This is a genomic window from Martelella sp. FLE1502 (assembly GCF_053484255.1).
The window spans coordinates 138,169-163,235 of the sequence record NZ_JBAKFQ010000006.1; the positions used below are offsets into that span (position 1 = coordinate 138,169).

The 25,067-nt window shown below is 61.9% G+C and carries 22 protein-coding genes; 20 read left to right on the forward strand and 2 right to left on the reverse strand.

What is annotated here, in order from left to right; translation table 11 throughout:
• Positions 1–303: 303 nt before the first annotated feature.
• From V6767_RS07645 to pgi, 10 genes are all read left to right on the forward strand, one after another.
• Entirely contained in the window at positions 304–717 is a 414-nt protein-coding gene (locus tag V6767_RS07645; protein WP_448472916.1) for an acyl-CoA thioesterase, read from the forward strand.
• A gap of 49 nt (positions 718–766) precedes the next feature.
• Complete coding sequence (locus V6767_RS07650) at positions 767–2,389, forward strand: AMP-binding protein (RefSeq protein ID WP_448472917.1); 1,623 nt, start codon at positions 767–769, stop codon at positions 2,387–2,389.
• Between the two features lie 22 nt (positions 2,390–2,411).
• On the forward strand, positions 2,412–2,807 hold the full coding sequence (locus V6767_RS07655; protein WP_448472918.1) for an acyl-CoA thioesterase: 396 nt from the start codon (positions 2,412–2,414) through the stop codon (positions 2,805–2,807).
• Positions 2,804–3,682 carry an alpha/beta hydrolase gene (locus V6767_RS07660; protein ID WP_448472919.1) on the forward strand — a complete coding sequence of 293 codons (879 nt, stop codon included), beginning with the start codon at positions 2,804–2,806 and terminating at the stop codon, positions 3,680–3,682. The genes V6767_RS07655 and V6767_RS07660 overlap by 4 nt, the downstream gene beginning before the upstream one ends.
• A gap of 530 nt (positions 3,683–4,212) precedes the next feature.
• Entirely contained in the window at positions 4,213–5,364 is a 1,152-nt protein-coding gene (locus V6767_RS07665; RefSeq protein WP_448472920.1) for an ABC transporter substrate-binding protein, read from the forward strand.
• Between the two features lie 75 nt (positions 5,365–5,439).
• Positions 5,440–6,354: a branched-chain amino acid ABC transporter permease gene (locus tag V6767_RS07670; protein ID WP_448472921.1), complete on the forward strand. Its 915-nt coding sequence runs from the start codon at positions 5,440–5,442 to the stop codon at positions 6,352–6,354.
• A complete protein-coding gene (locus V6767_RS07675; protein ID WP_448472922.1) occupies positions 6,351–7,331 on the forward strand; it encodes a branched-chain amino acid ABC transporter permease in 981 nt (326 codons plus the stop codon). The genes V6767_RS07670 and V6767_RS07675 overlap by 4 nt, the downstream gene beginning before the upstream one ends.
• On the forward strand, positions 7,324–8,073 hold the full coding sequence (locus V6767_RS07680; RefSeq protein ID WP_448472923.1) for an ABC transporter ATP-binding protein: 750 nt from the start codon (positions 7,324–7,326) through the stop codon (positions 8,071–8,073). The genes V6767_RS07675 and V6767_RS07680 overlap by 8 nt, the downstream gene beginning before the upstream one ends.
• Entirely contained in the window at positions 8,070–8,759 is a 690-nt protein-coding gene (locus V6767_RS07685; protein WP_448472924.1) for an ABC transporter ATP-binding protein, read from the forward strand. Before V6767_RS07680 ends, V6767_RS07685 begins: the two co-directional genes overlap by 4 nt.
• Before the next feature lie 342 nt (positions 8,760–9,101).
• On the forward strand, positions 9,102–10,727 hold the full coding sequence (gene pgi, locus V6767_RS07690; RefSeq protein WP_448472925.1) for a glucose-6-phosphate isomerase: 1,626 nt from the start codon (positions 9,102–9,104) through the stop codon (positions 10,725–10,727).
• Between the two features lie 277 nt (positions 10,728–11,004).
• Here pgi and V6767_RS07695 read toward each other — a convergent pair whose 3' ends face one another.
• Positions 11,005–11,409 carry a hypothetical protein gene (locus V6767_RS07695; RefSeq protein ID WP_448472926.1) on the reverse strand — a complete coding sequence of 135 codons (405 nt, stop codon included), beginning with the start codon at positions 11,407–11,409 and terminating at the stop codon, positions 11,005–11,007.
• 513 nt (positions 11,410–11,922) lie between these two features.
• On the opposite strand from V6767_RS07695, the gene cyoA reads away from it, so the two are divergent.
• From cyoA to nrdF, 9 genes are all read left to right on the forward strand, one after another.
• Positions 11,923–13,029, forward strand: coding sequence for a ubiquinol oxidase subunit II (gene cyoA, locus V6767_RS07700; RefSeq protein WP_448472927.1), 1,107 nt, complete (start codon positions 11,923–11,925; stop codon positions 13,027–13,029).
• Entirely contained in the window at positions 13,029–15,011 is a 1,983-nt protein-coding gene (gene cyoB, locus V6767_RS07705; RefSeq protein WP_448472928.1) for a cytochrome o ubiquinol oxidase subunit I, read from the forward strand. The genes cyoA and cyoB overlap by 1 nt, the downstream gene beginning before the upstream one ends.
• Positions 15,008–15,625: a cytochrome o ubiquinol oxidase subunit III gene (gene cyoC / locus V6767_RS07710; RefSeq protein ID WP_448472929.1), complete on the forward strand. Its 618-nt coding sequence runs from the start codon at positions 15,008–15,010 to the stop codon at positions 15,623–15,625. Before cyoB ends, cyoC begins: the two co-directional genes overlap by 4 nt.
• Entirely contained in the window at positions 15,622–16,065 is a 444-nt protein-coding gene (gene cyoD / locus V6767_RS07715) for a cytochrome o ubiquinol oxidase subunit IV (protein WP_448472930.1), read from the forward strand. Before cyoC ends, cyoD begins: the two co-directional genes overlap by 4 nt.
• Positions 16,066–16,190: 125 nt before the next feature.
• Positions 16,191–16,922: an SURF1 family protein gene (locus tag V6767_RS07720; protein WP_448472931.1), complete on the forward strand. Its 732-nt coding sequence runs from the start codon at positions 16,191–16,193 to the stop codon at positions 16,920–16,922.
• Between the two features lie 691 nt (positions 16,923–17,613).
• Positions 17,614–17,835, forward strand: coding sequence for a glutaredoxin-like protein NrdH (gene nrdH, locus V6767_RS07725; protein ID WP_018065714.1), 222 nt, complete (start codon positions 17,614–17,616; stop codon positions 17,833–17,835).
• A 130-nt stretch (positions 17,836–17,965) separates the two neighbouring features.
• The gene (gene nrdI, locus V6767_RS07730; RefSeq protein ID WP_230722036.1) at positions 17,966–18,367 is read left to right on the forward strand and encodes a class Ib ribonucleoside-diphosphate reductase assembly flavoprotein NrdI; all 402 of its coding nucleotides are present in this window, start codon (positions 17,966–17,968) and stop codon (positions 18,365–18,367) included.
• A gap of 2 nt (positions 18,368–18,369) precedes the next feature.
• Positions 18,370–20,559 (forward strand): class 1b ribonucleoside-diphosphate reductase subunit alpha, encoded by a 2,190-nt coding sequence (gene nrdE, locus V6767_RS07735; protein ID WP_448472932.1) that lies wholly within the window; start codon positions 18,370–18,372, stop codon positions 20,557–20,559.
• A gap of 17 nt (positions 20,560–20,576) precedes the next feature.
• Positions 20,577–21,557, forward strand: a complete 981-nt coding sequence (nrdF, locus tag V6767_RS07740; protein WP_448472933.1) for a class 1b ribonucleoside-diphosphate reductase subunit beta — start codon at positions 20,577–20,579, stop codon at positions 21,555–21,557.
• A gap of 61 nt (positions 21,558–21,618) precedes the next feature.
• Here nrdF and V6767_RS07745 read toward each other — a convergent pair whose 3' ends face one another.
• Positions 21,619–22,725, reverse strand: coding sequence for a DUF2778 domain-containing protein (locus V6767_RS07745; RefSeq protein WP_448472934.1), 1,107 nt, complete (start codon positions 22,723–22,725; stop codon positions 21,619–21,621).
• Between the two features lie 515 nt (positions 22,726–23,240).
• On the opposite strand from V6767_RS07745, the gene V6767_RS07750 reads away from it, so the two are divergent.
• A complete protein-coding gene (locus V6767_RS07750; protein ID WP_448472935.1) occupies positions 23,241–25,067 on the forward strand; it encodes an SLC13 family permease in 1,827 nt (608 codons plus the stop codon).

Below are 25,067 nucleotides of genomic sequence, written 5' to 3' on the forward strand. Positions count from 1 at the left end.
TCCTCCCCACGGGCGTCATCCTCGGGCTTGACCCGAGGATCTAATCCCGTCGCAATGCGAGCGGAGTGAACGGCTTGACATGGTATCGGCGCCAACTCGAAAAAAAACCGCAAACGCGTCTCGCGACACCCGTGGTTGGATCCTCGGGTCAAGCCCGAGGATGACGCAGAGAGTTGGGATAGGTCGGGTCATCAATACCAGGCCGATTATTTCAATATTGAACTAATAATCCGTCTCCTCTATGGTTACCATATAACCGGAAAACGCGGCCGATATCAGCCACAATAACAAGGGAGCCCGTCATTGCCGTTCGAAACCTCTCAGGCCCTGCGCTTCGGCGACTGCGATCTCACCGGGATCGCCTATCACCCGGCCTATTTCTCCATGCTGGTGGAAGTCAACCGCGCCATGTTCGCCTCCTTCGGCGTTTCCTGGGAAGAGATGATGCTGGAGCGCAATCTCGGCATGCCGGTCTTGAAGATGGATATTGCGTTCGAGAAGCCTGCGCGCTTCGGCGATGTGCTGGATTTTGCCATGCATGTGCGGCGCATCGGCAATTCCTCGCTCGATCTCGAAACCTTCGCGCGGGTCAGGGGCGATGTGATCTGGTCGGTGCGCCAGCGGATCGTGCTCACCTCCACCGAAGATCACCGGTCGCGGCCATGGCCGGACGATGTCCGCGCCGGGCTGGAAACCTATATGGATCCACCGGCCTGACAGACAAGAAGCAGGCAGCGTTCACTCATAAAAACAACGGGAACAGACCATGCCTCAGCAACTCCGGCCCTCCGGCCATACTGATAGTTTCGCTCGCGACAACCTGCCGCCCTTCGAAGCCTGGCCCGATCTTCTGCTGGACGGTTTCGAATATCCCGACAGGCTGAATGCAGCCGTCGAACTGACCGATGCCATGGTCGCCAAAGGCTTCGGCGACCGCGTCGCGCTGATCGGCAATGGCAGGCGTCGCACCTACAAGGAAATGGCGGACTGGACCAACCGTCTGGCCCATGTTCTGGTCGATGATCTCGGCGTCAAGCCCGGGAACCGGGTGCTGATCCGCTCGGCCAACAATCCCGCCATGGTCGCCTGCTGGCTGGCCGCCACCAAGGCCGGCGCGGTGGTGGTCAACACCATGCCGATGCTGCGCGCCGGCGAGCTTGCCAAATATGTCGACAAGGCGGAGATCGAATTCGCGCTCTGCGACACGCGGCTGATGGAGGAGCTGGTGACCTGCGCCAAGGAAAGCCGCTTCCTGAAAAAGGTGATCGGCTTCGATGGCACCGCCAATCACGATGCCGAGCTCGACCGGCTGGCGCTGGAAAAACCGGTAAACTTCGACGCCGTCGATACCGCGCAGGATGATGTCGCGCTTCTGGGCTTCACCTCGGGCTCGACCGGCGACCCCAAGGCGACCATGCATTTTCACCGCGACCTGCTGATCATCGCCGACGGCTATGCGAAGGAAGTGCTGAACGTGACGCCGGAGGATGTGTTCATCGGCTCGCCGCCGCTCGCCTTCACCTTCGGGCTCGGCGGGCTTGCCGTGTTTCCGCTGCGCTTTGGTGCTGCGGCGACGCTACTCGAGGTCGCCTCGCCGGCCAATATGATCGAAATCATCGAGAAGTACCGCGCCACCGTCTGCTTCACCGCGCCGACGGCCTATCGCGCCATGTTGCAGGCGATGGATCACGGGGCCGATCTTTCGAGCCTCAGGGCTGCCGTCTCCGCCGGCGAAACCCTGCCGGCGCCGGTCTATGAGGCGTGGATGGAAAAGACCGGCAAGCCGATGCTCGACGGAATCGGCTCCACCGAAATGTTGCACATCTTCATCACCAACCGGTTTGACGACCATCGCCCGGCCTGCACCGGACGGCCCGTCGGCGGTTACGAGGCGAAGGTGCTCGCCGAGGACGGCACGGAAGCGCCGCGCGGCACGATGGGCCGGCTTGCCGTGCGCGGGCCCGCCGGCTGCCGCTATCTCGGCGGCGAGCGTCAGGACGAATATGTGCAGGATGGCTGGAACGTCACCGGCGACACCTTCGTGCATGACGAGGACGGCTATTTCCACTTTGCCGCCCGCAATGACGACATCATCGTGTCGGCCGGCTACAACATCGCCGGCCCGGAGGTCGAGGCGGCGCTGCTGCGTCATGAAGCGGTATCGGAATGCGGGGTGATCGGCGCGCCGAACGAGGACCGCGGTCAGATCGTCGAGGCCCATATCGTGCTCGCCGATGGCTACGCCCCGAGCGATTTGCTGGTGAAAGAGCTTCAGGACTATGTCAAGGCGACGATCGCGCCGTATAAATACCCCCGCAGCATCAAATTCGTGGAGGCGCTGCCGAAGACCTCCACGGGCAAGATCCAGCGGTTCCGGTTGCAGTCCTGAAAGGCCTCACATGACCTTTGAAATGAAGCAGAAAGTCCTGTTCAAACATTGCGATCCGGCGGGGATCGTGTTCTTCCCCCGCTATTTCGAGATGATGAACGACTGCGTCGAGACCTTCTTTTCCGAGGCTCTGGAATGGCCGTTTGAGGATTTCATCGGGCGCGAGGGCGTGCCGACGGCCGCGATCGAGACCCGGTTCACGGCGCCCAGTTTTCATGGCGACCATCTGGTGGTCGCGCTCGATGTTGAACATGTCGGCCGCACCTCGTTTTCCTACCGGATGACGGCATGGTGCGGGGATGAGAAGCGATTCGAAACCAAGGCGCGGCTGGTGTTCGTCAACGACAGCGGCCGCCCGCAACCCTGGCCGGAAGCAATCCGGGCGAAGCTCGAGGCGGCCCTGGAGCCGGCGGCATGAAGGCCGACCGCGACGCCTTTCGCCGCTATGACGCAGCCTCCCTGAATGCGCAATATATCGCCCGCGACTCCGTACCCGCCTTCGGCGCCTATGCGAAGCGCTGGCAGGAACAGAGCGCGAAGGCGGCGGAAGACCTGCCCTGCCAGCTCGATATCGCCTATGGCGAAAGCGCTGCCGAGCGGCTCGACATCTTCCCTGCGCTCGATGGCGGGCCGGCGCCGGTGCTGGTGTTCTATCATGGCGGCTACTGGCGCTCGACCGACAAGTCCTGGTACCGGTTTCTCGCCCGTCCGTTTGTCGAGCGCGGCGTCACCGTGGTGTTTCCCGATTACGGACTGTGCCCCGCCGTCAGCATGGACATGATTTCCGAGCAGTGCCGCCGCTCGTTCGAATGGGTCTGGCGCAATGCCGCCTCCTTCGGCGGCGATGAGGCGCGGGTTTTCGTCTCCGGGCATTCCGCCGGCGGCCAGATCGCCGGCATGCTGCTTGCCGCCGACTGGTCCGGGCTCGATTCACGGTCGGGCTTTCCGATCAAGGGCGTCACGGCGGTGAGCGGACTTTTTGACCTTGAGCCGATCCGGCTGACGAGCCTCAATGACGATCTCGGTATGGATGCGGAGGCCGCGCGCCGCAACAGTCCCGTCGACCACCCGCTGCCGGCGCAAATCCCTCCGATGATCGCCGCCGTCGGCGCGCTCGAAAGCGATGAATTCCATCGCCAGAGCCTGCTCTATCGCGACCATATCGAAGCGTCGGGCGGCGACTGCCTCCTGCTCGACGTTCCCGGTCATCACCACTATTCGATCCTCGACGCCATGGCCAATCCGCGCCATCGGTTCGGAAAAATGGTGCTGGAGCAGATCGGCGTTGCGTAGGTCAAGCCGGCAATAAGTTTAATTTTAAAATAGTTTCGTAGTCTTTTTACTTTGAGCAACGCAGGAGAGCCGCCCATGTCCGCCTCCTTCTCGACGTCATCCTCGGGCTTGACCCGAGGATCCAATCCCGTCTGTCGCGAGAAGCGTTGGCGTGTTTCGCGACGACTTTGCCTCTACCGCTGGCACTGCTCGTGCAGAAATGTGCTCAGATCCTCGGGTCAAGCCCGAGGATGACGCAGCGCGTGTGGGAGAGGGTGTGCCCCACCGATAGGGCCGCGCCACGAACCGGTTCGCCTATTAGAAAACGTCCGACAAACCCGGGACTGGAAGCAGCGCGGTGGGGCAAGGCGAGAAATAGTTGGCGTAAAATATTTTAAATTTGATGTAATAATTGAATTATGTCAGGTTACACTTCAACGGCTTATCATGGCGACATGCTTAGACTAGACTGCCCGCATGGGCACGAGGGGCGTTGCCTGAGGCCGAAGACGAATTCCGCGGGAATCGCAAACAACAGATAGGGGACATCTATGAAACTCAGCACTTTCCTGAAAGGCGGCGTCATGGCGCTCGCGATCGGCGCTGCCGGCGTTGCGCATGCTGATCCGGTCAAGGTCGGCGTCATCACCACGCTTTCGGGCGGCGGCGCGTCGCTCGGCGTCGACAGCCGCGACGGCTTCATGCTGGCGCTGAAACAGGCGGGCGATGCCGCTTCCGACGTCGAGGTCGTGGTCGAGGACGACCAGCAGAAGCCGGATGTCGCCGTCCAGATCGCTGACAAGATGATCCAGTCCGACAAGGTCGACGTGCTGACCGGCATCGTCTGGTCGAACCTCGCCATGGCCGTGGTGCCGTCTGCGGTGGCACAGGGCAAGTTCTATCTTTCGACCAACGCCGCGCCCTCGCAGCTTGCGGGCGCCGGCTGCAACCCGAAATATTTCGCGGTCAGCTACCAGAACGACAATCTCCACGAGGCCGCCGGCGCCTATGCCAGCCAGGAAGGCATCGAGAAGATCTTCATCATGGCTCCCAACTATCCGGCGGGCAAGGATTCGCTCACCGGCTTCAAGCGCTTCTATGACGGCGAGGTGGTCAAGGAAGTCTACACCCAACTCGGCGCCACCGATTATGCCGCCGAGATTGCCCAGATTCGCGACAGCGACGCCGATGCGGTGTTCTTCTTCCTGCCCGGCGGCATGGGTATCTCGTTCATGAAGCAATATGCCGAATCCGGCGTCGACAAGCCGCTGATCGGCCCGGCCTTCAGCTTCAGCCAGGATATCCTGCCGGCCATGGGCGAAGCCGCGATCGGCGTCAAGAACACCTCCGACTGGTCGCCGGACCTCGACAATGAGGCCAACAAGGCTTTCGTCGAAGGTTTCGAGGCCGAATATGGCCGTCTGCCCTCGCTCTACGCGGCCCAGGCTTATGACACCGGCAATCTCCTGCTGTCCGCGCTCGCCGCGGCCGATGTCTCGGACGCCGATGCCTTCCGGCAGGCGCTCGCCGCTGCCGATTTCGACAGCGTGCGCGGCAATTTCAAGTTCGGCCCCAACCAGCATCCGATCCAGGATTTCGTGATCCGCGAAGTGATCGATGACAATGGCGTGCTGACCAACAAGCTTGTCGGCACCGTGATGACCGATCACGCCGACGCCTACGCCGCCGAGTGCAAGATGTAAGGTCTTCTCCGGGCCGCATGCCGTCCGGCGCTCAAGCGTCGGACGGCGTCTTCATTGTTCGCGAAGGAGGAGCGTGTGTCGCTCTTGGTCGAGCAGGCCCTGAACGGCCTGCAATACGGCATGATGCTGTTTTTGATGGCCGCCGGCCTGACGCTGGTGTTCGGCGTCATGGGGCTCATCAATCTTGCCCATGGTTCGCTGTTCATGATCGGCGCCTTCGCCTGCGCCTTTGTCGCCGCGGCAACCGGGCACTACTGGCTCGGCCTTGCCGCAAGCCTGCTGGTCTCTGCCGGCGTTGGCGCGCTGATCGAGGTGGGCGTGATCCGCAAGCTCTATGCCCGCGATCATCTGGATCAGGTGCTGGCGACCTTCGCGCTGATCTTGGTGTTTTCCGAAGGGACCCGCTGGGTGTTCGGCTCGTTTCCGCTCTATCTCAACCTCCCGGAGCTCCTGTCGGGTGCCGTAACGCTGCCAGGCGGGCTGCAATATCCGGTGTTCCGTCTGGTGATCATCCTTTTCGGCGCGGCGGTCGCCATCGGCCTCTGGCTCTTGATCGGCCGCACGCGTCTCGGCATCCGCATCCGCGCCGGCGAGGCCGACCGCGAGATGATCGCAGCCCTCGGGGTTGATATCGCCAGGCTCTACACCATCGTGTTTGCGCTTGGCGCGGCACTTGCCGGCTTTGCCGGGGCGCTGGTCGGCTCCATCCAGTCGGTGCAGGTCGGCATGGGCGAGCCGGTGCTGATCCTCGCCTTCGTCGTCGTCGTCATCGGCGGCATCGGCTCGATCAAGGGGGCGCTGATCGGGGCGCTGCTGGTGGGCATGACCGATACGCTCGGCAAGGCGCTGCTGCCGGGCCTGTTTGCCGCACTTGGCGGCGGTTCGGGCGCCAATGCCATGGCCGCCACCGTCGCCTCGATGCTGATCTATATCCTGATGGCCGTGGTTCTGGTGATCCGCCCGCAGGGCCTGTTCGGGGCGAAAGCATGACCCGCGAAACCATTATCAATCTCGCCATCTTCGCAGCCCTCATCGCATTCGCCATCGGCGCGCATCTGATGGGCAACGGCTTTGCCGTCACGCTCGCCACCAAGGCGGCGATCTTCGCGCTCGCCGGCGTCGGCCTCAATCTCGCGCTCGGCTATGGCGGGCTGGTGTCGCTTGGCCATGCCGCCTTTTTCGGCATTGGCGGCTATGTCACCGGCATTCTGGCAAGCCATGCCATGCAGGCGACGCCGGTGCTGACCTTCCCCTTCACGCTCGCCGGCAGCAACGACATGCTCGGCATCTGGCCGATGGCGATGGTGGCGGGCGGTCTACTGGCGCTTGCCATCGGCGCGCTGTCGCTTCGCACCACCGGCGTCTATTTCATCATGGTCACGCTCGCCTTCGCACAGATGGTCTATTACTTTGCCGTGAGCTGGCCGCGTTATGGCGGCGAGGATGGATTGAGCTTTTATGTCCGCAACAATTTTCCGGGCTTGAACACTTTCGACCCGATCCAGTATTTCGCGATCTGCGCGGCACTTCTGGCGATTGCGCTGCTCTTCACCGCCGTCGTCACCCAGTCGCGCTATGGGCTTGCCCTTCAGGCCGCACGGCAGAACCGCCAGCGCACCATGGCCGTCGGCATCCGCCCCTATGGCGTGCTGCTGGTCGCCTTCGTGCTGTCGGGCATGATCGTGGCGCTTGCGGGCTCGCTCTATGCCGATCTCAACCGCTTCGTCAGCCCGGCGATGCTCTCCTGGCACATGTCGGGCGAAATCATGGTGTTTGTTATCCTTGGCGGCGTCGGAAGGCTGTGCGGGCCGGTGGCGGGTGCCGCGATCTATATCCTGCTCGAGCATCTGCTCGGCGATGTCAGCGAATACTGGCAGGCGCTGCTCGGCCTGCTGCTCCTGGTGATCGTGATCTATTCGCCCGGCGGGCTGATCGGGCTGATTACCCGGAGGTTCCGCAATGCATGAGCCGATCCTTCAAATCACCGGCCTTCGCAAAGCCTATGGCGCGCTCACCGTCACCGACGATGTCAGCCTCACCCTGATGCCGGGCGAAATCCATGCGCTGATCGGGCCGAACGGCGCCGGCAAGTCGACGCTCATCAAGCAGGTCGTCGGCGAGGTCCGGCCTGACCACGGCACGATGCGGTTCGAGGGGCAGGTGATCGACGATCTCGATGCCGCCGCCCGCGCCCGGCTCGGTCTGGCGCGCAGCTTTCAGGTCTCCTCGGTGATTGCGGATTTCACGGTGCTGCAGAATGTCATGCTTGCTGTCGCAGGCGCCTCGGGCCGCGTGTTCCGCTTCCATATCCCGGCCCTTTCCGACCGCAAGCTCACCGAGCCGGCGCTGTTTCATATCGGTGAAGCCGGGTTGAAGGACCGCGCCGATGTCGTAGCGTCCGCGCTCTCCCATGGGGAACGCCGCAAGCTCGAAATCGCGATGGCGCTCGCGATGCGTCCGCGCGCCTTCCTGCTTGACGAGCCGATGGCGGGGATGGGGCTCGAGGGCGGCCAGCAGTTGACGGCCATGCTTGCGGAGTTGAAACACGAGGCGCCGATCCTGCTGGTGGAGCACGATATGGACGCCGTCTTCGCGCTCGCCGACCGCATCTCGGTGCTGGTTTACGGCAAGATCATCGCCTCCGGCAGCGTCGCCGAAATCCGCGCCAATCCCGATGTCCGCCGGTCCTATCTTGGAGAAGAGGCATGACCCGGCTGCTGGAGCTTGAAAACGTCACGGCGGCCTATGGCGCGGTCAAGGCGCTGTTCGGCGTCTCGCTCGCCATGGATGAGGGCCAGGTCGTCGCCCTGATGGGCCGCAACGGCATGGGCAAGACCACGACGATCCGTTGCATCAGCCGCTTGCTGCAGCATTCGGGCGGCCGTCTCAGCTTCGTCGGGCGCGACCTCAAGGGCGTCTCCGCGCCGAAGGTTGCCCAGCTTGGCGTCGGCCTTGTGCCGGAGGGGCGGCGCTGCTTCGCGCCGCTGACGGTCGCCGAAAACCTGGTTGTCGCCGCCCGGCCCGGCCCGTGGGATATCGACCGGGTCCAGGTCCTGTTTCCGCGGTTGAAGGAGCGCATGCGCCAGACCTCGGCCACGCTTTCGGGCGGCGAGCAGCAGATGCTGGCGATCGGCCGCGCGCTGATGACCAATCCCCGCCTTCTGATCCTCGATGAGGCCACCGAAGGTCTTGCCCCGGTGGTGCGGCAGGAAATCTGGGCCGGCGTGCGCGCCCTGAAGGCGGAGGGGCTTTCGATCCTGCTGGTCGACAAGTCGCTGAAGGAAATCGTCTCCGTCGCCGACAGCGCGGTGATCATCGAGCGCGGCGAAACGGTCTGGCAGGGCGGCATCGATGCGCTGACGCCGGCTCTGACCGACCGGTATCTCGGGGTTTAGAGCGGCGGACAAATCGCAACAAACCTTGCCGCACAGCCCCCCCAATCTTCTCGCCCCGGAGGGGAGAGATGCCCCGAGAGGGGCAGTGAGGGGGGAGAATATCAACGCGAACGTCCGTGCAATTTGAAATGCCGCGCCACCCTCACTGCCCCTTTCGGGCATCTCTCCCGCCAGCGGGAGAGAGTATCGGGAGCGAGCCGGTCGTTCCGTCAAAAACAAATCGCTCCAGCGCTTGATTTTCGCTTCCCGCCCGCCTTCAATGCGGCCGAACGCTTCCAATTCCGCCTGAAGGGTTCTAGGTAACACCTATCGCCTCACCCCATATTCAGGGAGCAGCCTGACATGAACACCCTCATCTCCAAGCTCAAGGAAACGGCCGAGCGCAGCGACGCCACCGATCTGCGCGCGGCCTTCGCTGCCGATCCGGAGCGGTTTTCGAAATTCAGCGTTTCCTTCGAAGATCTGCTGATGGATTTCTCCAAGACCGCAGTGAACGACGAGATCCTCGATCTGCTGGTCAAGCTTGCCGACGAGGCGGGCGTTGCGGAAAAGCGCGCGGCGATGTTTGCCGGCGAGAAGATCAACATCACAGAAGACCGCGCCGTGCTGCATACGGCACTCAGGAACCGCGCCAATACGCCGGTGATGGTTGACGGCAAGGATGTGATGCCGGATGTCAACGAGGTGCTGGCGGCCATGGGCGATTTCGCCGAGGGCATCCGCACCGGCGCCATTCATGGCGCGACCGGCAAGCCGTTCACCGATGTCGTCAATATCGGCATTGGCGGCTCCGATCTCGGTCCGGCTATGACCACGCTGGCGCTCGCGCCCTTTCATGACGGGCCGCGTCTGCATTACGTCTCCAATGTCGATGGCGCCCATATCGCGGACACGCTGAAGGGGCTGGACCCGGCGACGACGCTGGTGATCGTGGCGTCGAAGACCTTCACCACGATCGAGACCATGACCAACGCCAAGACGGCGCGCAAGTTCATCGCTGGCGCGCTCGGCGAGGCTGCGGTTGCCCATCACTTCTGCGCGGTATCGACGGCGCTCGACAAGGTCGCCGATTTCGGCATCGACCAGTCGCGGGTGTTCGGTTTCTGGGACTGGGTCGGCGGGCGCTATTCGATCTGGTCGGCGATCGGTCTGCCGCTGATGATCGCGATCGGCGAGAAGAGCTTCGGCAAATTCCTGGACGGTGCCTTCGCGATCGACAATCATTTCCGCGAGGCGCCGGTCAGGGAAAATCTGCCCTTCCTGCTGGGCCTTGTCGGCTTCTATCAGCGGGTGGTCCTCGATTACCCCTCCCGCGCGGTGATCCCCTACGACCAGCGCATGTCGCGCTTTGCCGCCTATCTCCAGCAGCTCGACATGGAAAGCAACGGCAAGTCGGTGACGATCGAGTCCGAGCATGTTACGACGCCGACCGGCCCGATCGTCTGGGGCGAGCCCGGCACCAACGGCCAGCACGCCTTCTTCCAGCTCCTGCATCAGGGCACGAACATCATCCCGATCGAATTCATGATCGCCGCCAATGGGTTCGAGAGCGATCTCCGCCACCAGCACCAGTTGCTGATGGCCAATTGCCTGGCGCAGTCGGAAGCGCTGATGAAGGGCCGCTCGCTGGACGAGGCGAAGGCCCAGCTACTCGACAAGGGCGCGGACGAGGCGACGGCAGCCAAGATCGGGCCGCACCGCGTGTTCTCCGGCAACCGTCCGTCGATCACCTTCGTCTATGACAGCCTGACGCCTTACGCGCTCGGCCGTCTGATCGCGCTTTACGAACATCGCGTGTTTGTGGAAGGCGTACTGTTCGGCATCAACTCCTTCGACCAGTGGGGCGTGGAACTTGGCAAGGAACTCGCCACCGGGCTGCTGCCTGTCGTCTCCGGCAAGGAAAGCGCCGAAGGGCATGATTCCTCGACCAAGGGGCTGGTTGCGGCGCTGCTGGACGCGGCGAAGTAGCGGGGCGCTTTTGCCACGCTGAAAGGCCGCACCCTCATCCGGCCTTCGGCCACCTTCTCCCCAAGGGGAGAAGGGGAATACGGCGTGGTTCTGCCTTGCCGCTTGCTCTGAAAACGCAGCATGGCTCCCCTCTCCCCGCAGGGGAGAGGGTGGCGCGTATGCGCCGGGTGAGGGCAAGCGGCGCTGCCACGGTCTCGGGCGCGTCAAATCTTCTGCAAACAAAAAAGCCCCGGCACTCCGCCGGGGCTTTTCAATTTCCTCCTCCGTCCCTCGCCGCTCAGGCGTGGGTGGCGGTCGGTTTCTTGTGCTCGCTCTTGTGGGCGACCAGCATGAAATAGATGAACACGAACGGGATCGCCGACCAGTAGGCCGCGGACTTGTCGAGGCCCATGTTGCGGGCGCGGAACGCGGTGAAGCGGCCGAAGGCGAGGCCCGGCACCACGGCGTAGATCGACAGACCCAGGAAATAGGCGGTCGACAGCGCGATGCCCGAGCTGGTCACGGTTTCCATCGGGAAGGCGAATTCCAGCAGGAACGAGATCACGATATTGATGCCAAAGATGAAGAAGGCACGGAGAATATAGTCGAGCCGATTATATTCGCGCGCCTCATTGGTCCAGTAGACGCCGAGCAGAACGCCCACGGCGCTCGTCACATAGGGAAAGAAAAACAGACCCGTCATATTCGTTTCCTCCTCGAAACGGTCATGCGCAATTTGTCACATGTGTCGTATTGTCGCATGAAAGTTTCCGGTACTGCAACTGCGAAAAGTGATTGTTGGAGAATCAACGGGCGGACTGCCCCGCTGGTTCCGTGCAATCGCGTCGTGGCGGAAGGGATGAAATTTTGGCTTGGAGGGGCTGGCCCGGCGTGACAATCTGCCGCGCGGCGCGAGCCGCCGCCCTGCGACGTGGCATTTTTCACGCAATGCGGGCGAAAAAATCGGGGGTACAGGTGACGCCTTCGCACCCTTGTGCCAAAATGCCACAGCACGAAAGCGGTTTATTTTTGACGAAATTGGGTTAGTAGCTGCCGCATGTGCGCTCGGTCCTTGAAGGACGGGCGGTCTCAACGGGAATGTCTGTGCTTTACCGGTGTCGCGGGGACCAGGGGCCGGCAGGCTGCAGGCAAGTCATCGAAAACAAGGCCCGTGTTTTTCCGCGAAACCGGGCGTTTGGCAGAGAATGAAACGATTGTGAACCTTTCCAAGCTAATAAAACCGGCATTGCTGCTGCCGCTTGTGCTCGCTCTCTCGGGCTGTCAGCTGATCCTTCTCGACCCCGCAGGCTGGGTCGCCAACGAGGAGCGCGACCTGCTGATCGCCTCCACAGTGCTGATGATGGTCATCATCGTTCCGGTGCTGGTCATGGCGGTCTACATTCCCTGGCGCTATCGCGATTCGCGCAAGGCCACGGATGATTACGATCCGGAATTCGAGCACTCCAACCTGTTCGAGGCCTTCATCTGGGGCGTTCCGGTGATGATCATCATCGCGCTCGGGGCGTTGACCTGGGTCTATACCCACCGTCTCGACCCCTACAAGCCGCTCGATCATATCGCCGGCGAGCCGCTGGAGATCGAGGCGGTCTCGCTCGACTGGAAGTGGCTGTTCATCTATCCGGAAGAAAACATCGCCGTCGTCAACCAGCTCGTGGTGCCGACCGACAGGGCGGTGAACCTGCGGCTGACATCGTCATCGGTGATGAACACGTTTTCGGTCCCCGCGCTCGCCGGCATGATCTACACCATGGCCGGCATGGAAACCAAGCTGCATCTGGTGGCCGATGACGCCGGCAAATATTACGGCCGCTCGGCCAATTATTCCGGTCCCGGCTATGCCCATATGGATTTCGAGACCTTCGCCGTATCCGAAGACGAGTTCGACAACTGGGTCAACACGGTCAAGACCTCCGGCTCCGAGCTTACGGTCGATGCCTACCAGACGCTGGCGAAACCGACAGTTGCCGACAGCGTGTCCTATTACAACGGCGTCGCCGACAACCTGTTCGACAAGATCGTCGGCCTTTGCGTCGAGCCGGGCAAGGTCTGCATCGGCGACATGATGATGCAGGACATGATGGGCGGCGGCGGACTGAAGGGGATCGAAACCAAGGATTCCTACGTCTATGACGAGTTCGCGCCCGGCGAGGGCTTCGACCAGCATGCCTTCGAGGAAACGCTCCACGCCAACCCGGACGAGCCGACCAAGGGCCCGGTCAACGTCAAGAACCCCGACCAGACGGTCACAAACCTGGCCGGCGGCGACAATGCGCCGAACGCATCCGAATCCGCGAGGCAGTAATGAGATCTGATTTCTGGAACTTCATTTTCGGCAAGCTCACCTGGGCCGACATTCCCTATAATGTCCTGATCCTGGATGTGACCTTCGCCGCCGTGGTGATTGCCTTTCTGACGGTGTTCGGCCTGATCACCTATCATCGCAAATGGGGCTATCTGTGGAGCGAGTGGTTCACCTCGGTCGACCACAAGAAGATCGGCGTGATGTATATCGTGCTGGCGCTGGTGATGCTGTTCCGCGGCTTCACCGACGCCTTCATGATGCGCACCCAGCAGGCGATCGCCGCCGGCGGCGCGCAGGGCTATCTGCCCCCGCACCATTTCGACCAGATCTTCACCGCCCACGGCACGGTCATGATCTTCTTCTTCGCCATGGCCTTCCTGGTCGGCGTGATGAATATCGCGATGCCGCTGCAGATCGGCGCGCGCGATGTGGCCTTTCCGTGGCTGAACAACTTTTCGTTCTGGATGACGGTGTCGGGCGCGATCCTGCTTAACGTATCGCTGTTCATCGGCCTTCTGGGCCGCACCGGCTGGCTCGCCATGCCGCCGCTTTCGGGGATTGCATACTCGCCCGATGTGGGGGTCGACTATTACATATGGTCGCTACAGATAGCGGGGATAGGCACGACGCTATCGGGCGTCAACATGGTCGCGACCATCCTGAAGATGCGCGCGCCCGGCATGACGATGATGCGCATGCCGGTGTTCGCCTGGACCACGCTTGCCGCCAACGTGCTGATCGTCGCTGCCTTCCCGGTGCTGACGGCCACGCTCGCCATGCTGGCGCTTGACCGCTATCTCGGCATGCACTTCTTCACCAACGACATGGGCGGCAATCCCATGATGTATGTGAACCTGATCTGGATCTGGGGCCACCCGGAAGTCTATATCCTGATCCTGCCCTGCTTCGGCATCTTCTCTGAAGTGGTCGCGACCTTCTCGGGCAAACCGCTGTTCGGCTACCGCACCATGGTCTATGCCACGGCCTGCATTCTGGTGCTGTCCTTCGTGGTCTGGCTGCACCACTTCTTCACCATGGGCTCCGGGGCGAATGTGAACACCTTCTTCGGCATTTCGACGATGATCATCGCGGTGCCGACGGGGGCGAAGATCTTCAACTGGCTGTTCACCATGTATCGCGGCCGTATCCGGTTCGAGACCCCGATGTACTGGACGGTGGGCTTCCTGATCACCTTCACCATCGGCGGCATGACCGGCGTCATGCTGGCGGTTCCGCCGGCCGACTTCCAGCTCCATAACTCGCTGTTCCTGATCGCCCACTTCCACAACGTCATCATCGGTGGCGTCGTCTTCGGGCTGATGGCGGGCTACCAGTACTGGTGGCCGAAAGTGTTCGGCTTCAAGCTGGACGACAAATGGGGCCGCCGCTCGTTCTGGTTCTGGTGCATCGGCTTCTACGTCGCCTTCATGCCGCTCTACGTGCTCGGCCTGATGGGCGTTACCCGCCGCCTGCAGAGCTATACGGATGCCGGCTGGCAGATCTATTTCATCATCGCCTGCATCGGCATGCTGCTGATCGGCTGCGGCATCGCCTGCACCGTGATCCAGCTCGTCGTGTCCATCAAGAATCGGGAAGCGCTGAAATGCGGTCCGGACCCGTGGAACGGCCGCACGCTGGAATGGGCGACCACCTCCCCGGTCGCGCCCTACAATTTTCCTGCCGATTTCGTCGTGACCGGTCGTGATGCCTGGTGGCGGATGAAGAAGGAAGGCTTCCAGTGGCCGACCGAGTACAAGCCGATCCACATGCCGAAGAACACCTGGGCCGGCATCGTGCCCGCCTTCTTCTGCCTGGCGCTCGGCTTTGGCCTGGTGTGGCACATGTGGTGGCTGGTGGTGCTGAGCTTCGTGCTCGCTGTCGGCTCGATCATCTACCACACGTTCGATTTCGACCGTGATTACTACATTCCGGCCGAACAGGTCGCCCGCGACCAGGAAAAGGCCAAGGAGGCACTTGTATGACGACGATCGCTGATACGGGCGCCGACACGAGCGCGCATCACGACGACCACGCCCATCACGATAGTCCGACGCAGCTTGGCTTCTGGATCTATCTGATGAGCGACTGCCTGATCTTCGGCACGTTGTTCGCGACCTATGCCGTGGTGGGCCGCTCCTATGCGGGCGGGCCGGCGCCGAACGATCTGTTCCATTTGTGGTTCGCGCTGGTGGAAACGGCGCTGCTGCTGTTCTCCTCGGTCACCTTCGGCATGGGCATGCTGCGCATGGACAAGGGCGACAAGGCCGGCGTGATGAAGTGGCTGATCGTCGCAGGCCTGTTTGCCGTCGGCTTTCTGGCGATGGAAGTCTACGAGTTCCACGACCTGATTTCCGAAGGCGCCACGCCGGACCGTTCGGCCTTCCTGTCGGCCTATTTCACCCTGGTCGGCACCCACGGCCTGCACGTGACCTTCGGCACGATCTGGCTGATCGTCCTGCTTTTCCAGGTTTCGAAGCGTGGCTTGAACGAGCCGATGCGTCGGCGCGTGTCAACGCTCTCGATGTTCTGGCACTTCCTCGACCTGATCTGGATCGGCGTCTTCTCGCTGGTCTATCTTACCGGAGCGATCCTATGAGCAGCGCTGAACACACTTCCCACGGCCATGGCAGCTTCAAGGGGCTGATGACCGGCTTCGTGCTGGCGGCGGTGCTGACCATCATCCCCTTCGGGCTGGTGATGGCGGACGCAATCTCCAGCAAGGCCTTCCTGCTGACGGTGGTGATGATCTGCGCCGCGGCCCAGATCCTGGTGCATCTGCGCTATTTCCTGCTGCTCAGCGCCAATCAGGAGCAGGGCTGGACCATGGCGTCCTCGCTTCTGGCGCTGATCCTGCTTCTGATCGTGCTGGCGGGCTCGCTCTGGGTCATGCACAACATGAACAAATATATGATGCCGCTGCCGGAAAGCGGGTTCACCTATCTCGACGACGGCACCATCGTCTGCGCCACGCCCGAGATCGCCCAGCAATTGCGCGACGCCGGCGTCACCGGCAATATCATCGTGCAGGGCCAGTAGTAACCGGCTTTTCAAGCCTCTTTCCGGCCCCGCCAAGGGGCCGGATGGATCGCCCGGTCCGCAGTTGAAGCCGACATGCTTTGTCAGCGCTCCCGGCCTCCGGCGCGCGAAAGGTTTTCCCGCTCATGGCTTCGATTTCTCAAAAAAAACTGGTTCTGATCACCGCCATCGCCGCGATTCTGTTTGCGGGCTTCACGGCGCTCGGCATCTGGCAGGTCTACCGGCTGCAGTGGAAACTCGATCTGATCGCCGCCGTCGATGCCCGCGTCGAAGCGCCGGCTGTGCCTGCGCCGGGGGTAGGCGAGACGATGACGCGCGAAGACGACGCCTATCGCCATGTCAGCGTCACCGGGCGCTATATCGAGGCGGCGCAGACGCTGATCTACTATCCGACCCAGCTCGGCGCCGGCTATTTCGTGATGACGCCGCTTCTGCGCGACGATGGCAGCTATGTGCTGATCAATCGCGGCTTCGTGCCGGAGGGCAGGCAGGACAATCCCGCCAATTATCGCGCCCCTGAGGGCGAGGTAACCGTCGACGGTTTGCTGCGCATGTCGGAGAGCAAGGGCTGGCTGTTTTCACGCTCCAACGATCCGGCCGATGGCAAATGGTATCGCCGCGACGTCGCCTCGATCATGGGCACCAGAGGCCTGGTGCCGTTCGCCCCCTATTTCATCGATGCCGAAGCCAGCGGCCCGGCGGGCAAGCTGCCGATCGGCGGCCTGACCGTGGTCTCGTTCCGCAATGCACATCTGAGCTATGCGCTGACATGGTTTGCGATGGCGCTCGGCACGCTCGGGCTTTATGTCTTCGTGCTGCGCTATGAGCGGCGGCCACCGTCCCCCGACGACGAATAGGGCTGGCTTCTCAAAGGCTTGCCCCTTGAGCGCGTTGTTGCCGGCCTGAAGTTTCGGTCATCCCCTGCTTTTTTGTCCGCCTGTGGAAAGCGCGAAAGAAATCCCGCGTGCATGACGGTTCAACTCTTGGTTGGTAGCCGTTGCCGGTGGCGAGGGGTCATCTTCACGGCCATCGGCAATTTCCCAAGACCGATTCGCCGGGCCGGCACATGCTGCATCAGCACTGTTCGCCCGTTCCGGCCTGTATTTTTTCCCTGTCACAATGCGTTAACCCTGAATGTGGAAAACAGGTCCACGAAACACTATATATGGTTGGTTCGGGCATTCCAGTTCGCAGATATTGTGTTATGGTGAGTCTATCGAATCAATGCTGACACGTCAGCGGCGTCCGGTTCTCAGGTTTTTTGAGTCTCCATAGGCATATGTCGGATTGGTGTTCCTCGTGGACAGCGCGATTTCTGCCGGCTTCTGGAGAGCCAAAATACCAGTCCGGTCAATGTGTTCGAGATGTCTGTTGAGAAATGGCGGCGGCGGCCGTTTGCAACCGCCGGCGTTTTGATCAGGCGGAAGCCGGCCATGGGTCCGGGACGAGGCTATGCCGTGTTGGCCGCCAGCCTCGCCAGATGCGCGGGAAGCGCCGAGGGTTCGCCCGGCGGCGCTTTTTGAAGAAAATGATTATGCGAGGATAACGATGAAGATCACTGTCTATTCCAAACCGGCTTGCGTGCAGTGCAATGCAACGACCCGCGCGCTGGAGCGCAAGGGCCTCGACTATGAAGTGGTTGATGTGTCGGTGGACAACGATGCCTATGATCAGGTCGTTGGCATGGGCTACCGGCAGGTCCCGGTCGTCGTCGCCGGCGAGCAGCACTGGTCGGGCTTCCGTCCGGACATGATCGGCGCGCTTGCCTGACCATGAGTGCCGCCGGCCGACAAGCCGGCGAAGCCTGAAGAAGGCGTTGCGCCGCATCCATGCGGCGGGCGCCTGAACGATCAGACGGCGCGTCAGACGGGCGCGCCGTGTTGGTGAAGAGGACAAGAGGATGACGGGCATGCTCGTCTACTATTCCAGCGCTACGGGCAACACCCATCGTTTCGTGACCAAGACAGGCCTTCCGGCAAAGCGTCTCGGCCCCCAGGGCGACACGAAAAAGGTGGACGAACCCTATGTGCTGGTCGTTCCCACCTATGCCGGCGGGGATGGCAGGGGCGCGGTGCCGAAACCGGTCATCCAGTTCCTCAACGATCCGGAGAACAGGGCGCTGGTTCGCGGCGTCATTGCCTCCGGAAACACGAATTTCGGAAATACATACGGCATTGCCGGCGATATCATCGCGGCAAAGTGCAAGATACCGTACCTCTATCGTTTCGAGCTTCTCGGCACGGAAGAGGATGTCAACAACGTCAGACAGGGGCTGGAAGAGTTTTGGAAACGGCAGAATTGAGGATGGCCACAAGCGCCGAGGAAGAAACCGTGCAGGGCACCGAGAAGGTCGCGGAAAAGGGCGCCGCCAAGGCGAAGCCCGCAACGCTGGACTATCATGCCCTGAACGCGATGCTCAATCTCTATGACGAGAACGGGCATATCCAGTTCGACAAGGACCGGCTGGCGGCCAAGCAGTATTTCCTGCAGCACGTCAACCAGAATACCGTGTTCTTTCATAACCTCCGGGAAAAGCTCGATTACCTGGTCGACGAGGGCTATTACGAGCAGGAAGTGCTCGACCAGTATTCGTTCAATTTCGTGCGCGATCTCTGGGACCACGCCTTCGACAAGAAGTTCCGGTTCCAGACGTTTCTGGGCGCCTTCAAATATTACACCGCCTATACGCTGAAGACATTCGACGGCAAACGCTATCTGGAGCGCTACGAGGACCGCGTCTGCATGGTCGCGCTTGCGCTGGCCAAGGGCGACGAGACGCTTGCGACCGCGCTCGTCGATGAGATCATCGCCGGCCGTTTCCAGCCCGCGACCCCGACCTTCCTCAACGCCGGCAAGAAGAGCCGCGGCGAGCTGGTCTCCTGCTTCCTGCTGCGCATCGAAGACAACATGGAGAGTATCGGCCGCTCGATCAATTCGGCGCTGCAGCTTTCCAAGCGCGGCGGCGGCGTGGCGCTGTCGCTGACCAATATCCGCGAGCACGGCGCGCCGATCAAGAAGATCGAGAACCAGTCCTCCGGCGTCATCCCGGTGATGAAGCTGCTTGAGGACAGCTTCTCCTACGCCAACCAGCTTGGCGCGCGCCAGGGCGCGGGCGCGGTCTATCTCAACGCCCATCACCCCGATATCATGCGCTTCCTCGACACCAAGCGCGAGAACGCGGATGAAAAGATCCGCATCAAGACGCTGTCGCTTGGCGTTGTCATTCCGGACATCACCTTCGAACTCGCCAAGAACAACGAGGACATGTACCTGTTCTCGCCCTATGACGTCGAGCGCGTCTACGGCAAGGCGATGACCGAGGTGGAGATTTCCAAGCACTATCGCGAGATGGTCGACAACCCGGAAATCCGCAAGAAGAAGATCAATGCCCGCGCCTTCTTCCAGACGCTGGCCGAGCTGCAGTTCGAAAGCGGCTATCCCTACATCCTGTTCGAGGATACGGCGAACCGCGCCAACCCGGTTGCCGGTCGGATCTCGATGAGCAATCTCTGCTCGGAAATCCTGCAGGTCTCGGAAGCCAGCGAATTCGACGAGGATCTGTCCTACAAGCATATGGGCAAGGACATTTCCTGCAATCTCGGCTCGATGAACATCGCCATGGCGATGGATTCGGCTGATTTCGGCCGCACCGTCGATACCGCGATCCGCGCGCTGACGGCCGTGTCCGACATGAGCCACATTTCCTCGGTTCCCTCCGTCGAGAAGGGCAATGACGAAAGCCACGCCATCGGCCTTGGCCAGATGAACCTGCACGGCTATCTCGCCCGCGAGCGCATCTTCTACGGCTCGGAGGAAGGCGTCGATTTCACCAGTATGTATTTCTACGCCGTGACCTATCACGCGCTGAAGGCCTCGAACCGGATCGCCGTCGAGCGCGGCGTCTCCTTCGCCGACTTCGAGAAGTCGAAATATGCCAGCGGCGAATATTTCGACAAATATACCGAACAGGAATGGAAGCCTGCGACCGAGCGCGTGCGCGACCTGTTCGAAAAGGCCGGCATCGATCTGCCGTCGCAGGAAGACTGGCTGGAGCTGAAGGAAGCGGTGATGAAGGGCGGTCTCTATAACCGCAACCTCCAGGCCGTGCCGCCGACCGGCTCGATCTCCTACATCAACAATGCCACGGCCTCGATCCACCCGATCGTCTCCAAGATCGAGATCCGCAAGGAAGGCAAGATCGGCCGCGTCTATTATCCGGCGCCGTTCATGGACAATGACAATCTGGAATATTACCAGGACGCCTATGAAATCGGGCCGGAGAAGATCATCGATACCTATGCGGCGGCGACCCAGCATGTCGACCAGGGCCTGTCGCTGACGCTGTTCTTCCGCGACACCGCCACCACGCGCGATGTCAACAAGGCGCAGATCTACGCCTGGAAGAAGGGCATCAAGACCATTTACTACATCCGTCTTCGGCAGATGGCGCTTTCGGGCACCGAGGTCGAAGGCTGTGTTTCGTGCAGCCTGTAATGCGCGGGGGAAAAACCATGAACATGCAGACAAAGAAACCCGCCATCGCCGTGCCGCGCGCGGTCAACTGGAACCGCATCGTCGACGAGAAGGACCTCGAGGTCTGGAACCGGCTCACCGGCAATTTCTGGCTGCCGGAGAAAGTGCCGCTGTCGAACGATATTCCGTCCTGGTCGACGCTGAAGGAGGACGAGCAGAAGCTCACCATCCGCGTCTTCACCGGGCTGACGCTGCTCGACACCATCCAGAACACGGTCGGCGCGATCACGCTGATGCCGGATGCCGTGACCCAGCACGAGGAAGCGGTGCTGTCGAACATCTCCTTCATGGAGGCCGTTCACGCGCGTTCCTATTCCTCGATCTTCTCCACGCTCTGCTCGATGCCGGAAGTCGACGATGCCTATCGCTGGTCTGAGGAAAATGCTTTCCTCCAGGAAAAATCGCAGCTCATCCTGCAGGAATACCGCGCCACCGATCCGCTTCGTAAGAAGGTCGCCAGCGTCTTCCTCGAAAGCTTCCTGTTCTATTCGGGCTTCTATCTGCCGATGTACTGGTCGAGCCGCGCCAAGCTCACCAACACCGCCGACCTGATCCGCCTCATCATCCGCGACGAGGCCGTGCACGGCTATTATATCGGCTACAAGTTCCAGCAGGGTCTGAAGAAGGTTTCGGATGCCGAGCGCGAGGCGATCAAGGATTTCACCTTCGGCCTGCTGTTCGAACTGTACGAGATCGAATCCAAATACACCGAACAGCTCTACGATGCGGTCGGGCTCACCGAGGACGTGAAGGCCTTCCTGCACTACAATGCCAACAAGGCGCTGATGAATCTCGGTTACGAGGCGCTGTTCCCGCCGGAAGCCTGCAAGGTCAACCCGGCGATCCTCTCGGCGCTGTCGCCGAACGCCGACGAGAACCACGACTTCTTCTCCGGCTCCGGCTCGTCCTACGTCATCGGCAAGGCGATCGCCACCGAGGACGACGACTGGGATTTCTGATCCCCTGCAGAAGATTTTCGGGCATTTTACGGCCAGGCGGAGACGCCTGGCCGTGTCAGTTTTACCGGTTCGCCAGCAGCGTGCTGGCCCCTTCCTCGAGGCTTGGAACGGCGACGATATAGTCGACCTTGTCGGCCTTCCACGCTTTCAGGAATTTGTAATAGTCCTTGAACACCAGGCAGCCATGGGAATCGCCGGGCGTGCGCAGCATGTAGGTGTGGGCGAGAATGCCGGTGCGGCCGAGCGGATTGGTGCCGTCGACAGAGGTCATTCTGAGCGCCGGCACGCCGTGGAACAGCGATTCGCGCATGGTCAGCTTGTATGTCGCCGCCGGCACCGCGCCGGCCATCTTCACATGGGTGTGGTTCGGGTCGTCGCGGTATTTGCCCTTGCCGGAATGGGCCTCCATCACCTCGCCGTCCGGCATGTATACCTTGGCCGCGGAGATATCGTAGACGGCGACCTTCTTGGTGCGGCCGGGCACCTCGCCCATGATGTCGCTGAGGTCGTCGTGACCGAAATCGGCATAGGCAAGCTGCATGCCGGCGGGCCGTTTGGCCGGTACCGGCACTTCGCCCGGCGAGAGACGGGACGAATCGGCGCCCTGGAGCACCAGTTTGAAGGCATCGTCGGCATTGGTGTCGCTGCCGCTGCTCGGAGCGAGTGCCGCAAGCGCGGTGGACGGGGCGGCGGGCGTCGGGACCGCCGCCGGTGCCATCTTCGGCTGAAGCTCGGGCGGCACCCCGGCAAGCGCGATTTCGGAGCCTTCATTGTCGGCGATCTGGCGGCCGACAAGGCCACGCTGGAGATCGGCAAGCGCCATGCGGCCGGCCTGTTCCAGCCGGCCCGCCAGAAGGGCCTGCCTGATATCATCCGGAGCAAGCGCCGGCTTCGCGCGGCTCTGTCCGGTTCTGGCGGCAAGAAGGCGCGCTTCCTTGGCGCTCTGGGCGCGCTGGGGCGCCTTGAACGCCGGATTGACCGTGAGGCTGATGCCGCGCGAGGAGGCGAATTCGGGTTTGGAGACCGTCGCCGAAAGGATCGGCGATGAGGCGATGGTGATGATCGCGCCGCCGGCGATCGCCACCATGATGCCCGCGAGCGAAAGCCGCAGCAAGCCGTTCTTGCGATCACGCCCGGGGCGGGATTTCGAATTCTTGATCGACGTCACGAAACACACTTCCTACGCAAAACTCAAAGACGGTGTGACAGGTGCCAGTCGGAAAAATACTGCGCGCAGGGTAAATTTTTCATTACGGCCTGAGCGGACGATCAGAGACTGGCGGGTGTCACGACGGCCTGAACAGGCGGAAACGCCTTTGGCGATCGGGGTTCTGCGAAGGGAAAAAAACTTGCGTGGCGGCATGCGGGCTTGGTCCTCTAACACTGGATTTGGCCTTCTTGGTATTGGGTCACTTGACCTTTACGTTTGCGTCACCGGGTTCAAGGAGCGCCTAGAACCCAAAATAGGAGAAAATGCGGCCACGTCCGATAAAGCCCGAAAATACGGCAGGCTTGAGGACGGTGCAGTTGCGGCGGACTTTTTAGCCAAGACTTGCGGAACCCCGAGGAATACTGTCAAAGTCGCCTTTTCGATGACGCCGGGACAGCCAGATTTTTTGCGGGAGCGAGGGGATCGCTTCGGTCGCGGGGCAGGCGTGTCCGGATTTCTTTGATGAGGCTCTTTTGATCGAACATTTTCATCTTGTGGCGACAATGGCGATTATCGTCGGGACGATCGGTCTCTATTCGCTCGACCGGTTCCCGATCGAGGCGGTGTCGCTCGCCGCGCTCGGCATGCTTCTGGTGCTGTTCGGCGCGTTCCCGTTTACGATGGAAGGCGGTAAGCCGCTGCCGATCGAGGATATGCTCGCCGGCTTCTCCTCGCCGGCGCTGGTCACGGTGCTGGCTCTCCTGATCGTCGGCCAGGGCCTGTTTGCGACCGACGCCCTGGAGGGTGTGACCAACCGGATCGGGCAGTTCTACGGCGCCAATCCGCGCCTGCTGATCATCATGATCCTGGCGACCTGCGGCATCACCTCGGCATTTTTGAACAACACGCCGGTCGTCGTGATCTTCATCCCCGTGCTGGCCTCGCTCGCCGCGCGGTTCCGCCTGCCGCCCTACCAGATCTTCATGCCGCTTTCCTTCATCACCATTCTGGGCGGGATGACCACGATGATCGGTTCCTCGACCAATCTGATCGCGGCCGGGATCGCCAGCCGCGAGGGCGTCAATCTCGGCTTCTTCGATATCACCGGCATGGGCGTCATCCTTGCGGTTTCCGGCGCTGTCTATGTGCTGTTCGTCATGCCGCGGATCTTCACCCGGGAACGGTCGCAAAAGCGCTTCGAACAGGAGAGCGCCGGCACCCAGTTTCTCGGCGAGGTGGTTCTGCTCGGCGAAAGCCGCTATGTCGGGGAACGCGCCCGCTCGGGCTTCTTTCCCGTGCTGACGCCGATGTCGCTGCATGCCCTGGTCCGTGAGGAGAAGGTGCTGCTGCCGCCCTATGATGACGGACTGACGCTGCAGCCGGGCGACCGGCTGCAGATGACGGGCACCCGCAAGGGGTTCATGGATCTGCTGGCCAAGGGCGAGATCAGCCTCACGGCGCCGCCGGATGGAACCGCGCCGTCGGCGGAGCGGCGGGTGGGCGCGCATTATCATCTGGCCGAAGCGGTGATCACGCCCGGCTCGCTGTTCGAGGGACGCACGGTCCGATTCAGCGGTATCCAGCAGCGCTTCAACATCACCATATTCGGCGTTCGCCGCAAGAGCCGGATGGCGCGGACGCCGTTCTCGCAACTGCGTTTCGAGGCGGGCGATACGCTGCTGATCGGCGGCCGCGAGGACGATCTGCGCGCCATGCGCGGCAATCACGATATCCTGCTGCTCGAGCATTCGGCCGAAAGCGTGCCGCCGCGCGACAAGGCGCTCTTGGCAAGCGCCATCTTTGCGGCGATCGTCATCCTGTCGGCCACCGGTCTCACGCCGATGGTGGTCAATGCCGTCACCGGCGCGCTTTTGATGATCCTGTTCGGCTGCCTGACGCTGCAACAGGCAGCCCGCGCCTTCGACCGGCAGATATACCTGCTGGTCGGCGCATCGATCGCCATGGCGACCGCGCTTCAGGCGACCGGCGGCGCGCAGCTGATCGCGGAAGGGATCGTCGCGCTTGGCGGCGGCTCCTCGGCGTGGCTGATGATCGTGATGCTGTTCGTCGGCGTCTCGATCCTCACCAATGTGCTTTCCAATAATGCGGCGGTCGCGCTGTTCATCCCGATCGGGCTCAGCATGGCGCGCCAGATCGGCGCGCCGCCGGAGGCCTTTGCCGCTGCCGTGATCTATGCCGCCAACTGCTCGTTCGCGACACCGATCGGCTACCAGACCAACCTCATGGTCATGGGACCGGGGCACTACAGTTTCGGCGATTTCATCCGCGCCGGCGTGCCGCTGATCGTGCTGCTCGCCGTGGTGTTCGCGCTGACGGCGCCCTGGTATTACGGGCTTTGA